This window comes from Micromonospora antibiotica, assembly GCF_017599305.1.
In the GTDB taxonomy this organism is placed as follows: domain Bacteria; phylum Actinomycetota; class Actinomycetes; order Mycobacteriales; family Micromonosporaceae; genus Micromonospora; species Micromonospora antibiotica.
The window spans coordinates 185,106-199,060 of the sequence record NZ_JAGFWR010000004.1; the positions used below are offsets into that span (position 1 = coordinate 185,106).

Below are 13,955 nucleotides of genomic sequence, written 5' to 3' on the forward strand. Positions count from 1 at the left end.
ACTCAGCCCTCCTCGGCGCCGTCGAGCAACGCCCGCCGGAGAGCAAGCCGGTGCTCCCGCCGGATCTGCGCCTCCCGGTAGCGACGCCGGTCACCGTCGGTCTCCGGCAACAGCGGCGGTACGGCGCGGGGTTGGCCGTCGTCGTCGATGGCGACCATCACCAGGTGGGCGGTGGCCACGTCGACCGGCGGCACCGCCCGGTCCCAACGGTCCGCGCTGACCTTGACGGCGACCTCCATCGAGCTGCGGCCGGCCCAGGTGATCCGGGCATCGACGTGCACGACGTCGCCGACCCGTACGGCCCGCAGGAAGGCGGTCTCGTCGATGGCGGCGGTGACCGCCGGCCCGTCGGAGTGTCGGGCGGCGACCACCCCGGCGACGGAGTCGATGAGGTTGAGGATCCGACCGCCGTGGACGGTGCCCATCAGGTTGGTGTGGTGCTGGTCCATGATCTGCGACAGGGTCAGCCGCGACGCCGACGGGGGCCGGCCGGTGAGTGTGGCGTTCTCGTGCATGGTTCATCCGTCCTCGGGAAGCACACCGACCGACCAGCCGGCACGCACGTCGAGGACACGCCGCAGCGCATCACCCGCCCGACCCGCCCGCGAGGTCGACGGCAGCGCACCCACCTCGTGGATGCGCAGCGCGGGCAGGTCTTCGGACTCGCGGGCGTGATCCGGCTACGCCGGATCTCCTACTGGCCGTCGCTTCCCAGGCCGTGCGGCCCAGTGCTGATGACGGCGGTCGTTCCCACTCACCGCTGCGGGGCAGTCCCGGATTCCCACCGGGTTCCCTCTTGCGACGCCCGGACGTGACAGCGTCCGGGCGAACCAACGCTACGAAGCAGCTTATCCGCGACCGGTCAGTCCGCCGGCCGCTGCGGGGCCTGATGTGACCCACCTCCCTGCCCGCCCTCCTCGGCGGTGGCGGATTGCTCATCCAGCCATCGGCGGGCAGGCGGGGCCACGCCTACGGCGGGACCCGTCACGTCTCCCGATGCCGCCACCGGCGCCCCGGGTACCGGCGTGGCTGCTGACGGCGCGGGCTGCGGCGCGGGCGCGGCGAAGGTGACCGGGGCGTCGAACGCGGCCCGCCGGGCGGCGCGCCGCAGCGCGGCCAGCACCGCCGGGCCGGCCAGGACGACCGCCACCGCGGTGGTGATCGCCCGCCCGGTGTCCCAGCCGAACGTCGAGGTGACGGCCGTGAACACGGCGAAGCGGTGCAGATTGTCCAGTACCGGTGCACCGGCGACGTAGGAGAGTTGAGTGTCCGCGCCGAGGCTGAACGGCCAGAACCACAGGTTCATCAGCAGGCCGTAGCCGTAGGCGGCGAATGCTCCGTACCCGGCCAGGACGGCCACCTCGGCCCGGCCGCGTAGCCGCGTGGGGAGCAGGCCGGCACCGAGACCCACCCAGGAGGCGCACAACATCTGGAACGGCAACCACGGGCCCACTCCGGCGGTGAGCAGCGCGGAGGCGAACAGCGACGTCGAGCCGAGGAGGAAACCGAAACCCGGCCCGAAGACCCGACCGGCGAGGACGAGCAGGAAGAACACGGTTTCGATGCCCGCGGTGCCGGCGCCCAGGGGACGCAGCGCGGCGTTGACGGCAGCGAGCACGCCGAGCATCGCCAGGGCTTTGCTGTCGATGCCACCGGAGCTGAGTTCGGCCAGGACGAGCGCCACCAGCACCGGCAGCATGACGAGGAAGACCAGTGGGGCCTCACCGGTGCGGGCGGTGCTCTCGGGATGCGCGGGAATGAAGAACGGCCAGGTGAAGGTGGCCAACGCGGCGGCGGAGGCGAGGGCCAGCACCACGGCGGTGCGCGGCGCGACCCGCAGCACGCTCATGCGGGTTCCCAGGCCGGGCCCAGCGCGGCGGTGACCTGCTCGACCGTCAGCCACGGCGCCGGGGCGAGGACCTTGGCCACCTGCGGAGCGAACGCCGGCGAGGCGAGCATGACCTCGGCGGTGGTGCCGTCGGCCACGATGTCCCCGTCGGCCATCACGACCACCCGGTCGGCGAGGATCGCGACAAGCTCGACGTCGTGCGTCGCGACCACCACTGCCCGGCCGGCGGCGGCCAGCCCGCGGACCAGGGCGACGAACTGCCGCTTGGCGAGATAGTCCAGACCTCGGGTCGGCTCGTCGAGCAGGACCACCGGTGGGGCGGCGGTGAGCTGCACGGCGAGCACGAGCGCCAGCCGTTGCCCCTCGGACAGGTCACGGGGGTGCCGGTCGCCGGGCAGACCGGGAGCGAGCCGGTCGAGCAGGGTGCGGCAGGTGCCGGCCGCCGCGCCTGTCTCCCGGTCGGCCTGGTGGCACTCGGCGTCCACCGTCTCCAGATAGAGCAGGTCTCCCGGGGTCTGCGGGACGAGTCCGACGTGCCGGCGGGCCTGACCGGCCGGCAGCTGCTTCGGGTCGACGGGATCCCGCCCACCGCCGGTATCGACGGTGACGGTGCCCCGGTGGCGGGGACCGCTGCCCTGCACCGCCCAGAGCAGGCTCGACTTGCCGGAGCCGTTGCGGCCCATCAACGCGAGGACCCTGCCCCGATGCAGGTCGAGGTCGACGCCGGCCACGGCCACGGTGCCCGGGTAGCGCACGACGATCTTCCGGGCCGCCAGCACCGGGGCCGCTTCTGGAGCCGGCGGCGGTTCGGGAGGCGTCGTGTCGGCGAGCCGCTGACGCAGGGCACCGGCCTGTCGGCGGGCGTCGCGGACCGACAGCGGCAGCGGCGTCCACCCGGCCAGCCGGCCCAGCTCGACCAGCGGCGGCGCGAGGTCGACACCGGTCAGCACCGCCGCCGGTTCTCCGTCGACCACCTGGCCGTCGCCGGGCAGGTAGAGCAGCCGGTCGGCGTACTGCACGACCCGTTCCAGGCGGTGTTCGGCGAGCACCACGGTCACGCCCAGGTCGTGGACCAGCCGGGTGACGGCGGCGAGGACATCCTCGGCGGCGGTGGGGTCCAGGGCGGAGGTGGGTTCGTCGAGCACCAGCACCCGGGGGTGGGAGGTGAGGACCGCGCCGATCGCGACCCGCTGCTGCTGCCCACCCGACAGCGTCCGCAGCGGCCGGTGCCGCAGTTCGGCGATGCCGAGCAGATCGAGGGTCTCCTCCACCCGCTTACGCATCACCGCCGCCGGCAGGGCCAACTGCTCCATTCCGTACGCCAACTCTTCTTCGACGGTGTCGGTGACGAACCCGGACAGCGGGTCCTGACCGACCACACCGACGACGTCGGCGAGATCGCGGGGCGGGTGCCGGCGGGTGTCCCGACCGTCGACGGTGACGCTGCCGTACAGGGTGCCGCCGGTGAAGTGCGGCACCAGGCCGTTGATCGCCCGTAGCAGCGTCGACTTGCCGGCCCCGGTGCGACCGGCGACCAGGCACAGTTCGCCCTCCTCGACCCGCAGGCTCACCTCCCGCAGCGGCGGTGGCCCGTCGTCGCTGTAGCGGACGGTCACCCGGTCGAATGTGATCACGGGTGACCTCCGGGTACGGACGTGGCCGGGTCGCCGGTACGGGTAGGTGCCGCGACAGTGCTGCCCGATGTGCCGACCGTCGGCGGTCGGGTCGACGGTGACCCGGGTGGTGGCGGGGCCAGCCACGCCGGCCCCGCCGCCGCCGCGACGGCGAGCAGCATCAGCGGCGTCACCTCGGGCCAGGTCAGCGGACTGACCGGCGGATACAGCAACTCCGGGGCGACCGAGCCGGCGAGCAGCGTCACCGCGGCGGCGGCGATGCCGCACCCGGCCACCAGCAGTTCGGCGGGGTGCCACCGGTCCGGTCGGTAGCGGCTGCGGTGCACCCGGCGGCCGGCCAGCAGCATTCCGGTCACGGCGACGGCCAGGCCGGCGAGGAGCATCGGCAGGCCCAGGTATCCGGATCCGGTGGAGTCGAGCAGCCCGTAGGTCCCGGCGCAGACACCGACCAGCCCGCCGAGCACCAGCGCCCCCGTCGCGGCGCGCTGACCGGCCGGCACCGCCGCGGTGCGGCCGTAGCCGCGCGAGTCCATCGCCGCCGCCAGTGCCAACGACCGGTCCAGGGCATCGGCCAGCACCGGCAGGGCGATCCCCCGCAGTGCACGCATGCCCCGACCGGTCGCGCCGCGCAGCCGACGCGCCCGACGTACCCGCAGCACGCTCTCCACCAGTTGCGGCGCGACCGACAGCGCCACCACCACGGCCGTGCCCACCGCATACAGTGCCCCGGGCACGGCCTTGAGGAGCCGTTTCGGATTGGCCAGCGCGTTGGCGGCGCCGAGGCAGACCAGCATCGTGGCCAGCCGCAGCCCGTCATAGAAGCCGCCGAGGACCTGTTCGAGGGCCACCGGCCCGAACAACCGGATGCCCGCCGCCCACTCGGGCAGCGGGATCTCCGGCAGCGACACCAGCAGGTGCTCGCCCTGCCCGCCGCCGAAGACGATCCGGAACACCACCCGCATTGTGATGATCACCGCGCCGAGGACGAGGTACATCCGGAACGCCAGCGCCCACGGAGCGTCGGTGCGCCGCCGCAGCACCGTCAACGCGGCGACGGCGACGAGCAGCGCCAACAGCAACGGATTGGTGGTGTGGCTGGCTGCTGTGGCCAGGCCGAGTGCCCACAACCACCACGCGCCCGGATGCAACCCCCGCGGCAGCCGGGCGGCCGACCAGTGGCGCGGTCCGCTCCCCGGGTCGGCCGCAGCCGCGTCAACCCCGTCCCGATGCTCAGTCATCGGGATCGGCGGCGCGGCGTCGGCGGGCGGTGACCACGCCGCCGGCGGCGAGCGCGGCCAGCAGCAGCGCGCCGGCGATCGTGCCCAGCGGCAGCCCGCCGTCGTCGCTGTCGGAGGCGGCGACCTCGGTCACCGCCGGCTCGCTGGCCGTGCCGCCCGATGAGCCGGTGCCGCCACCGGGCGTCGTCGTCGGCACCGACGGGGATGTCGCCGCCACGTTGGCTGACGCCGTGGCCGACAGGGTGGCGCCCGGGGTGCCGGCAGGAGGGGGGATCGTGGTCCGACCGGCACCGCCGGCCGGTGGCACGACCGGACCGCCACCTGCGGCCGGCGGTGGCGTGGCCGGTCCGCCACCGGACGGCGGCGGTGGAGGAGGTGGAGGTGGAGGTGGAGGTGTGGGGGCTGGCCGTTTCGGTGTGACTCCCGGCCTGGGGGCGTCGCTGGCGTTGCGGTTGAGCGAGAACGACCAGCCCTCGAAGCTGCCGGCCGGCGGCTTGCGGTTGAGGACACCCTTGTCGCTGTACGCCCAACCACCCCCGTTCGCGGCATACCAGTACGACCAGTAGGCGCTGGCCGGCGGGGTGTCCACGCACTTCTCCGAGGCCGCGGACGGCTTGCCGTCGATCCGGCAGATGAAACCCTCACCCCAGCGCAGCGTGCCGGTGATCTCGAAGCCGGCGTTCTTGAGCGCCGCCAGACCGGTGGCCTGGGTGCCGGAGGCGCAGCGCACCACCGTGCCCCCGCCCAACTCGTTAAAGTCGACCACGACGGTGACCCCGGAGGCATCCGGGCAGTATCCGGCCGACCCGGCAGCCGCCGCCGGGCTGCCCGGCCAGGACACGGTGCTCACCGCAGTGAACACGACGACCGTCGCGGCGTGAGCGGCCCGGCTGCTCATTGCGCCCGCCGTCGATGTCCGAGCACCAACAGCACCACACCGCCGCCGATCAGCAGCAGCGCGACCAGCACGTACCCGATGATCGCCGTGCCGGTGGTGGGGAGGCCGGGCAGTGCGGGAGCGGCCGGGGTGGTGCTCGGCGCGGCGGTGCCGGTCGGTGACACGGTGGGGGAGGGCGTCGCCGGGCTGCCGGTGGTGCTCGGGCTCGGACCGGCCGTGCCGGTCACCGTCGGTGTCGGCGCGACCGTCGGTGTGGGGGACACGGTCGGTGTGGGAGTCGCGGTGCCGGTCGGCGTGGGCGTCGGCGACGTCGGCGGCAGGTCGAGACCGATGCGGCCCAGCGGCACCTGGGCGAGCCCGAGCAGAGCCTGCGCGGTGGCCCTGCGCCACTGGTCCCGGTCGGTGTCCGCGATTCCTGTCGAGACAGCGCCGGTGAACGACTCGGCGTTGTAGGCGATCGCGCCCGCGTCACCGGCGGCGGCACCACCGCTCGCCGCCGTGAGCTGCAATTGCGTCAGAGCATTAGCGGCCCGTGCGGCCTGACTGTCCCGGCCGGCAGCGGCGAGCGCCTGCCCAGCCAGCCCGGTGCTGTTGGAGTTCGCGCCGGTGGTCGGGCCGGAACCACCGAACGTACCGTCGGCATGCTGCTGACCCACCAACCAGTCCGCGCCCCGGCGGGCGGCGTCGGAGGCGCCGGTGGCACCGGAGTCAGCGGCGGCCAGTAACGCCTGCACGGCCATCGCCGTGGAGTCGACGTCGAGGGTCGCGCCCGGCTGCTCGTCGCAGGACGGCGACGGGCCGTCCGCGGTGTCCGGGTAGAGCCGGAAGCCGCCGGCAGCGCACTGCTGCCGGACGAGGAAGTCGACGGTGTCCTGCGGCAGGTCACCGCTGCGGGCCAGCCCCAGCACGGCGAAGGACTGGTCGAAGGTGTTGCTGGCGTCCGGCCCGCTGTCGGCCGTGGTGCGACTGGTGATCCGTCCCCTCTGGTGACCGGCGTCCGCCCCGGCCAGCAGGGACAGCGTCACCGCCCGCAGGTCGTACCCGCCGAAGTCGGTGGGGTCGGCGCCGGCGGCGGACGCGACGTAGAGCAGCTTCGCGGTCGCCCCGCCGTCGGTGAAACCCTCGATGCCCCAGTCGTCGTAGCTGTTGTAGGAGCGGACGTGCGCCGCGACCTGCCCGGTCGCCGCCTGACGCGTCGGTGCGGACCCGCCGGTGGCGGACATCGCGATGATGCCGTCGATGGTCAGGCCCCAGTCCTGCCCACCGAACGGCCCGGGCATCGTGCCGTCGGTGAACTCACCGGCCAACCACGAGGTGGCATCACGCGCGGCGGCGGCATCAGCCGGGGCGGGCGCGGCCATCCCGGCCAGGGGCACGGCGGCGGCCGCGACGACAGTCGTCGCCACGATCGCGCCGAGGCCGGTGGCGAGACGCCGGGACAGAAGCATGGGATTGCCTTTCGCAGAGCGGTCGGTGAGAACCCCGGAACACGCCCCCTGGACACGTCACCCCGCTCCGCGTACTGCGGTGAGCGGGGTGAACGGACCGTCGACGGCAGCCCGGACCTCACCCTGTAGACCTCGACAGTGGAAGCCGCTCGTCCCAGGTGGGGCATTCCGGCTCGCGAGAGGACCCCTCGCTCACGGTTGCGGGTCAGCGCCGGCTTCTACCGGCTTCCCCCCACACGGGACGTATGCAGTTGTTCACCCGGCGCGCCGGATGCCGACACGGTACCGCCCTGGCGTCGTAGGACGCCAGGGCGGCCGCCGGCAGCCGACGTGCCGGTCACACCAGGGCTGCGGTCAGGGTCAGGGTGCGGCGATGCTCGGTGCTGCGCCCGCCCCGAACGCCCAGCCCTCGACGCTGCCCGGAGCCGGGTTGTAGCTGCTCGCGCCCGAGGAACTGTAGGACCACGACCCGCCCGCCGGCGCATGCCAGTACGACCAGTAGGCGGTCGCCGGCGGCGTGTTGACACACGGCTCGGTCGCGGAGGTGGGCTTGCCGTTGATCCGGCAGACGAACGCCAGACCCCAGCGCGAGGTGCCGGTCACCGTGAAACCGGCCCCCTGCAGGGCGGCCACCCCGGTGGCCGGGTCACCCAGCGCACACGCGACCTGCACGCCCCCGCCGAGCGCGCCGAAGTCGACGACGACGGTGACCCCTGAGGTGCCGGTACAGGCGGCGGCGTGCGCCGCCTGCGGCGCAGGCTCCACGGCGGTCAGGGCGACCGCGGCCACGGCGGCGGCCACCAGGCCGGCGAGCCGTACGCGGACGATGGATCGGAGACGGAACACAGGTCCTCCCGGGTTCAGGTCGGCGTGACAGGTCATGGACAGGTCAGGACCGGCGCGCCGGAACCGGCGGCCGCAGCGGAGAGCGCGGCGTAGCCGTCGCCGGTCAGGCCCAGGACGGCCTGGCCGGTGGCGCGGGTGGCGGTGGCCGGGTCGAAGGTGCCGCCGTCGAAGTCGACCGCGCCCCGGTCGGCCGGCGCCGCGCTGCAACCCACCTGCAGGCCGACCAGGTATGCCCGTGCCCGCGCCCAGGCCAACGGCCGGTGGCCGGTGCGGAGCGCCTGCGCGGCGAGCCCGGTGCTGTTGGCGTTCGGGACGCCCGACGAATCGGCGAAGCTACCGTTGGCGCCCTGCACCGACACCAGCCAGCGCAGCCCGGCGGCAGCGGCGACCGGACGCCCCGCAGCCTGGAGGGCCTGCACCGCCAGTGCGGTCGCGTCCACATCGGAGGTACACACCGGCTGAGCAGGTAGCAGCGGGTATCCGCCGTCCGGGCAGCGGGTCCCGGCCAGCCAGGTGGCGGCAGTCGCGGGCACACCCTGCGCCGTGCGGTCCAGGGCGAGGATCGCGAAGGACTGGCTGAACGCATTGCTGTAGTTCCCGTACGCCGACCGGTCGGTGAACCGGCCGCTGGGCGATTCGAGCCCCCGCAGCCGGGCGATCAGGTCGACGCCGCCGACGTCGGTCGGGTCGCCCCCGCGTACCTGCACGGCGAGGGCGAGCTTCGCGGTCGCGCCCACGTACGCCTCGGTGCCGCCGTCACCGACGTAACCGTCGCGGACGTCCGGCCGGGTGACCCAGTCCAGTGCCTGCGCCCCGAAGTTGTCGGCGACACCGGCGGCGGCGAAGGCGAACACCGCGTCGAGGGTCAACCCCTGATCGGGGTAGGCGACGCCGTCGAAGACCACCTCGAATCGTTCGCCGTCGACGAGTTGCCGCGCGAGCCAGCCGGCGGCGGCCCCGGACCGGTCGACGCCGGGGTGCGCGGGCGCGGCGGTCGCAGGTGCGGCGAGGGTGAGGGCGGCGAGTACGCCGCAGAACAGGGCGAGCAGGCGGTGCCGGCTCAGGCGGACGACCATCGGAAGCGCCTTTCCGGCCCGGCGGTCGTCAGAACCCGGGCGATCACCACCGGCAGGCAGGATCGACCGGCCTCCGACCCGTGGGCCACGACGGGTGGGGAACGGAAATCCCGCGTGCGGCGGGTATTCGGGCTCGCCGTCAGAGTGTCTGCACCCTGGCGACCTACCGTTGCGGGCCAGCGCCGGATTTCGACCGGACTTCCCCCGCGCACACGCGGTGATGGAGTTGTCGCGACAGTCTGATCTCCGCGACAGGGGATGTCAATGCGCCATCGTTCGAACACGGTTGGTGAGAACCGGCATGATCGCCGTCCTCTCCGGACGAAGCCGGCCGTACCCTCGCCACCCGACACGAACGCGGTCAGCAACGGCACATCGACTCACCGCGTCGCCCCCGGGTCGGCGACGCTGCGGCAGGAAGCACCGCCGCGTCGGGACCCGACGCGATATCGTGACACCGCAGTCGGTCCGCCACGCCACCACGTGGCGGCGCAAGAGGGAACCCGGTGCGAAACCGGGACTGCCCCGCAGCGGTGAGTGGGAACGACCGCCGTCATCAGCACTGGGCCCACAGGGCCTGGGAAGCGACGGCCGGTAGGCCTGAGCACGACGCCCACGAGTCCGAAGACCTGCCGCTGCCCACGTGCATCCGCACGCGGCGAGCTCGGCGACCTTCGAGGGCGGGTCGACCATCGTCGACAGCACGACATCCGGTGCTGCGTGCGACCGCACCGCTCCCAGCCGAGTTCGACGACTCGGCATGAGGAGACCCCGATGCAAGCGCCACCAGCACAACGACCCCGTCGGTCAACGTACGGTGCCGTGACTACCGGCACCGTCGGCACGCCAGCCGAACGGAACGGCCAGTGAGTAGGCCCGCCGCACCACGTCACATCACGATCGATGACGAAGAAGTCGTCGTCCTCCCGGCAGCGGACTACGAACGTCTCGCCTCCGCGCGACGGCAGCTCGGCGCACGCGAAGCGCGAAACCGCAGCCTGACCGACCAGGTGAACACCCTGCGCACACTGCTCACCGACATCCGGCGGATCGTCGACTCGACGCCGGACTGCTGTGCGGCCCACCGCGACACCGACAGACGGATCCGGGATCTGGTAGACGACCAGCGGATCCCGCGACCGCAGAGCATGCCCACACCGACGCCATGAGCCACCACGACACCCACCCGGACGCCGCGCCACATGCGACGGCACTCTCCTGAGCCGCCCGATCCTGCCGGTAGATGGGTCGCGCGGACGACTCGTCCGGTCGGGTCCGGGCGGACTCCCCCCAGGAGTCCGCCCGGACCGGCCCGGTCAGCTCGCGCGGACCTCGGCGGCAGCCGCGACGAGGTGCCGGAGGGACGCCTCGACCTCCGGATAGGTGCGGGTCTTCAGACCGCAGTCCGGGTTGACCCACAACCGTCGGGCGGGCACGGCCGCGACGGCCCGGCGGAGCGCGTCGACCACCTCGTGGTGTGGCGGGACGCGGGGCGAGTGGATGTCCCACACCCCCGGGCCGACGCCCCGGCGGTAGCCGATCGCGGCGAGGTCGTCGAGGATCTCCATCTTGGACCGGGACGCCTCGATGCTGGTGACGTCGGCGTCGAGCGCGTCGATGGCGGTGATCACCTCGCCGAACTCGCTGTAGCACAGGTGGGTGTGGATCTGGGTGTCGTCGGCGACGCCGCTGGTGGCGAGGCGGAACGCGCCGACGGCCCACTCCAGGTACGCCTTCTGGTCGGCCCGACGCAGCGGCAGGGTCTCCCGCAGGGCGGGTTCGTCGACCTGGATGATCCGGATGCCGGCGGCCTCCAGGTCGCGGCACTCGTCGCGCAGCGCGAGCGCCACCTGGTCGGCGGTGTCGGCCAACGGCTGGTCGGTACGGACGAACGACCAGGCCAGGATGGTGACCGGGCCGGTGAGCATGCCCTTGACCGGACGGTCGGTCAGCGACTGGGCATAGGTGGACCAGGCGACAGTCATCGGAACAGGCCGGGCCACGTCGCCGTGGATGATCGGCGGGCGCACACAGCGGGAGCCGTAGGACTGCACCCAGCCGTGCGTGGTGGCCGCGAACCCGTCGAGTTGCTCGCCGAAGTACTGCACCATGTCGTTGCGTTCCGGCTCACCGTGCACCAGCACATCCAGACCCAGCCGTTCCTGCAACCGGATGACCTGCTCCACCTCGGCGCGCATCCGCTGCGTGTAGCCGGCGTCGTCGAGGGTGCCGGCGCGGTGCGCGGCACGGGCCCGGCGCAGCTCGGCGGTCTGCGGGAACGAACCGATCGTGGTGGTCGGCAGGTCCGGCAGCCCCAGCCGTTCCTGCTGGCGGGCGGCCCGCTCGGCGTAGTCGCCACGGTGCCGGTCGGTGGGGCGCAGCGCCGCCAACCGGCCGCGCACGTCGTCGTGCCGCCACGCCGGCGGGGCGGGCGGCAACGGGGCCGGCAGGCTGGTGGTGCCGTCGCGCAGCGCACGCCCGAGCAGGACCACCTCGTCGACCTTCTGCCGGGCGAACGCGAGCCGCGTGGACAACTCCGGGTCGAGGTGGGTCTCGGCCGACAGGTCGACCGGCACGTGCAGCAGCGAACAGGACGTGGACACCGCCACGTGGTCGGCCAGTCCGGCGACTGTGGCACCGGCGGCGACGGCGGCGCGTAGATCCGTGCGCCAGATGTTGCGTCCGTCGACCAGTCCGGCGACGACGGTCTTGCCGCGTAGGGGACCGGCGGCGGCGAGCCGGCGCAGGTTGCCCGCACCGGCGACCAGGTCCAGGCCGATCGCCTCGACCGGGGTGTCCAGCAGCGCCGGCAGCGCGTCGCCGAGGTCACCGAAGTAGGTGGCGACGAAGATCCGGGGACGGTGGGGCAGTTCCCCGAGACGTCGGTAGGCGTGCCGCAGGCCGTCGATCTCGGCCGTGGTGCGGTCCGCGACGTAGGCGGGTTCGTCCAGTTGGACCCAGGCCACGCCCGCGTCGGCCAGGGTGGTGAGGATCCGGGCGTACGTGTCGACCAGGTCGTCGAGCCGGGCGAACGGATCCTCGCCCTTGGCCAGCAGCAGGAAGGTGGCCGGCCCGACCAGCACCGGCCGGGTGGTGATGCCCAGGTCACGTGCCTGCGCGTACTCGCTCAGCGCCTTCGCCGGGTCGGCCGCGAACACGGTGTCGGGGTCGATCTCCGGCACCAGGTAGTGGTAGTTGGTGTCGAACCACTTGGTGAGTTCCAGCGCTGGTGCGGCATCGACGCCACGGGCCATGGCGAAGTAGGTGTCGAGTTGACCGAGGCCGAGCCGGGCGAAGCGGCGGGGGACCGCACCGACCGCGACGGCGGTGTCGAGCATGTGGTCGTAGTAGGAGAACGTGTTGGACGGGATCGCGTCGAGGCGGGCGTCGCGCAGCGTCCGCCACACCTCGGCGCGCAGCCCGGCCGCGAGGTCCTCCAGGCCGGTGGCGTCCAGCGTGCCGGCCCAGTACGCCTCGACGGCCTTCTTCCACTCGCGGTGGGCGCCGATACGGGGATAGCCGAGCACGGTGCTCTGCCCGAATGAGGTGGTCACAGGTGGTCCTTCCCTCGCGGTGTCCGACGACCACCCGAGAGGAAGCGCGGATACGCCATGGCGTAACCGGCATTCCGCCCTGGCCCTCCCGAGAGGCCGCCGACGGCGCGCACCGGCGGCACGCGCAGCGCTGGCAGGTCTTCGGACTCGTGGGCGTCGTACTCAGACCTACTGGCCGTCGCTTCCCAGACCCTGCGGTCCAGTGCTTCGTTGACGGCGGTCGTTCCCACTCACCGCTGCGGGGCAGTCCCGGTCTTCCACCGGGTTCCCTCTTACGACGCCCCACCCGCGCACGGGGGAGGCGAACCAGCACCGCCCGCGATCCTACGCCCCACTGCCACCTGCCGCGGCCGGCGTCCGAGGTTCGGGACACGATTCGCGCTACTCGGCCACGGGTTGGCCAGCGGTCTCGGCCGTCTGTGCGACCTGCGGGTCCTCCGCTGCGCGGACCCGGACCGGACACCAGCGCGATGGTCGCCGAGCCGCCAGCCTTTTCACCACCGGCGCGGGCGTCGCACCTTGCGTGCGCGTCGCTGCCGTAGCTTTCCCCGACCATTGCCCTGAGTGGGTGCCGGTGCTGGTCCGTGCGGACCGCCCGTGCCCCCACTGAGCTGGGCGCACAAACCGGTCGGCGACACCTCGTACGCGGAAGACCAACCAGGGAAAAGCCTGGTGCGGCGCTCGGTACGACGGATGACCCAGGTTGACGGCAGGTCGTGACGCGACTATCGCTACCGGCCGGTCAGCGTGGCGAGCAGGTACCGCAGATCCACGACCTGTGTGTCGATCGGCGTGCGGGTCGGGTTGCGGATCAGGTGCGTGTCGCCTGGATGGAGGTAGCGCACTGCGGGCCGTTCATCCGTGCCGCCAGCCAGGTCGACGATGAGCAGGGGTACCGGTCCCGCGCGCACGATGTGTTCGTCCTCGGGTTGGGTCCTGAGGCGCTGGATGCGTACGTCGTCGGTGTCCAGGACCGCGGTCAGGGCTGCCCGCGCGGGTGCGTTCTCGGGCCAACCGTCGCTCGTGTCGATCGGGGCTTCGAGTGCTTCTCCCGAGCTTTCCTCGCCGAGGTCGAGTAGTTCGACGAGGCGGTTGCGGTACAGGCTGTGGCCCTGGTTGGTGAGCATGTGTACCGGGGAGACGGGCCGGTAGATGGCTGCGCCCACCTCTTCGTTGAGGTGCCGGGGTGGGCTGCCGTCGAGCCAGTCCATGCGGCAGGCTGAGGTGTCGAGGCAGAGCACGAGGTACGGGTTGTGGTGCAGGTGCCAGGGCTGGTGGTCGCCGGGGGCGAGGGCCACCTCCCAGACCCGTACCCGGGAGTTGGCGAGCAGGACCCGCTGCCCGACCTCGCCGAGCACGATGTTGCTGCCATCGGGGGAACGAACGACAGTGCCGGCGCTCATGAGTTCCTT

The 13,955-nt window shown here is 73.0% G+C and carries 11 protein-coding genes and 4 riboswitches; of the genes, 1 reads left to right on the forward strand and 10 read right to left on the reverse strand.

Features of this window, described 5'->3' with window-relative positions:
- Window positions 1-2: 2 nt before the first annotated feature.
- From JQN83_RS10865 to JQN83_RS10900, 8 genes are all read right to left on the reverse strand, one after another.
- Window positions 3-515, reverse strand: coding sequence for an acyl-CoA thioesterase (locus tag JQN83_RS10865; RefSeq protein WP_208566974.1), 513 nt, complete (start codon window positions 513-515; stop codon window positions 3-5).
- 116 nt (window positions 516-631) lie between these two features.
- Window positions 632-850, reverse strand: a riboswitch (cobalamin riboswitch).
- Window positions 851-862: 12 nt separating this feature from the next.
- Entirely contained in the window at window positions 863-1,849 is a 987-nt protein-coding gene (locus tag JQN83_RS10870; protein WP_244252194.1) for an ECF transporter S component, read from the reverse strand.
- Window positions 1,846-3,483, reverse strand: a complete 1,638-nt coding sequence (locus JQN83_RS10875; RefSeq protein ID WP_208566975.1) for an ABC transporter ATP-binding protein — start codon at window positions 3,481-3,483, stop codon at window positions 1,846-1,848. The genes JQN83_RS10870 and JQN83_RS10875 overlap by 4 nt, the downstream gene beginning before the upstream one ends.
- Complete coding sequence (locus JQN83_RS10880) at window positions 3,480-4,721, reverse strand: CbiQ family ECF transporter T component (RefSeq protein ID WP_208566976.1); 1,242 nt, start codon at window positions 4,719-4,721, stop codon at window positions 3,480-3,482. Before JQN83_RS10880 ends, JQN83_RS10875 begins: the two co-directional genes overlap by 4 nt.
- Window positions 4,714-5,619, reverse strand: coding sequence for an SCO2322-related protein (locus JQN83_RS10885; protein WP_208566977.1), 906 nt, complete (start codon window positions 5,617-5,619; stop codon window positions 4,714-4,716). The genes JQN83_RS10880 and JQN83_RS10885 overlap by 8 nt, the downstream gene beginning before the upstream one ends.
- Entirely contained in the window at window positions 5,616-7,067 is a 1,452-nt protein-coding gene (locus JQN83_RS10890) for a prenyltransferase/squalene oxidase repeat-containing protein (RefSeq protein WP_208566978.1), read from the reverse strand. Before JQN83_RS10890 ends, JQN83_RS10885 begins: the two co-directional genes overlap by 4 nt.
- Window positions 7,068-7,427: 360 nt before the next feature.
- A complete protein-coding gene (locus tag JQN83_RS10895; RefSeq protein ID WP_307799167.1) occupies window positions 7,428-7,913 on the reverse strand; it encodes an SCO2322-related protein in 486 nt (161 codons plus the stop codon).
- Window positions 7,914-7,945: 32 nt separating this feature from the next.
- Window positions 7,946-8,989: a peptidase gene (locus JQN83_RS10900; protein WP_208566980.1), complete on the reverse strand. Its 1,044-nt coding sequence runs from the start codon at window positions 8,987-8,989 to the stop codon at window positions 7,946-7,948.
- A 101-nt stretch (window positions 8,990-9,090) separates the two neighbouring features.
- Window positions 9,091-9,217: riboswitch (cobalamin riboswitch) on the reverse strand.
- Between the two features lie 218 nt (window positions 9,218-9,435).
- Window positions 9,436-9,640, forward strand: a riboswitch (cobalamin riboswitch).
- Between the two features lie 215 nt (window positions 9,641-9,855).
- Between JQN83_RS10900 and JQN83_RS10905 the strand changes: the two genes are divergently transcribed.
- Window positions 9,856-10,158: a hypothetical protein gene (locus tag JQN83_RS10905; protein WP_208566981.1), complete on the forward strand. Its 303-nt coding sequence runs from the start codon at window positions 9,856-9,858 to the stop codon at window positions 10,156-10,158.
- 147 nt (window positions 10,159-10,305) lie between these two features.
- Here JQN83_RS10905 and metE read toward each other — a convergent pair whose 3' ends face one another.
- Window positions 10,306-12,543: a 5-methyltetrahydropteroyltriglutamate--homocysteine S-methyltransferase gene (gene metE / locus JQN83_RS10910; RefSeq protein WP_208566982.1), complete on the reverse strand. Its 2,238-nt coding sequence runs from the start codon at window positions 12,541-12,543 to the stop codon at window positions 10,306-10,308.
- Between the two features lie 115 nt (window positions 12,544-12,658).
- Window positions 12,659-12,869, reverse strand: a riboswitch (cobalamin riboswitch).
- A 405-nt stretch (window positions 12,870-13,274) separates the two neighbouring features.
- On the reverse strand, window positions 13,275-13,946 hold the full coding sequence (locus JQN83_RS10915) for a cupin domain-containing protein (RefSeq protein ID WP_208566983.1): 672 nt from the start codon (window positions 13,944-13,946) through the stop codon (window positions 13,275-13,277).
- Between the last annotated feature and the right edge of the window lie 9 nt (window positions 13,947-13,955).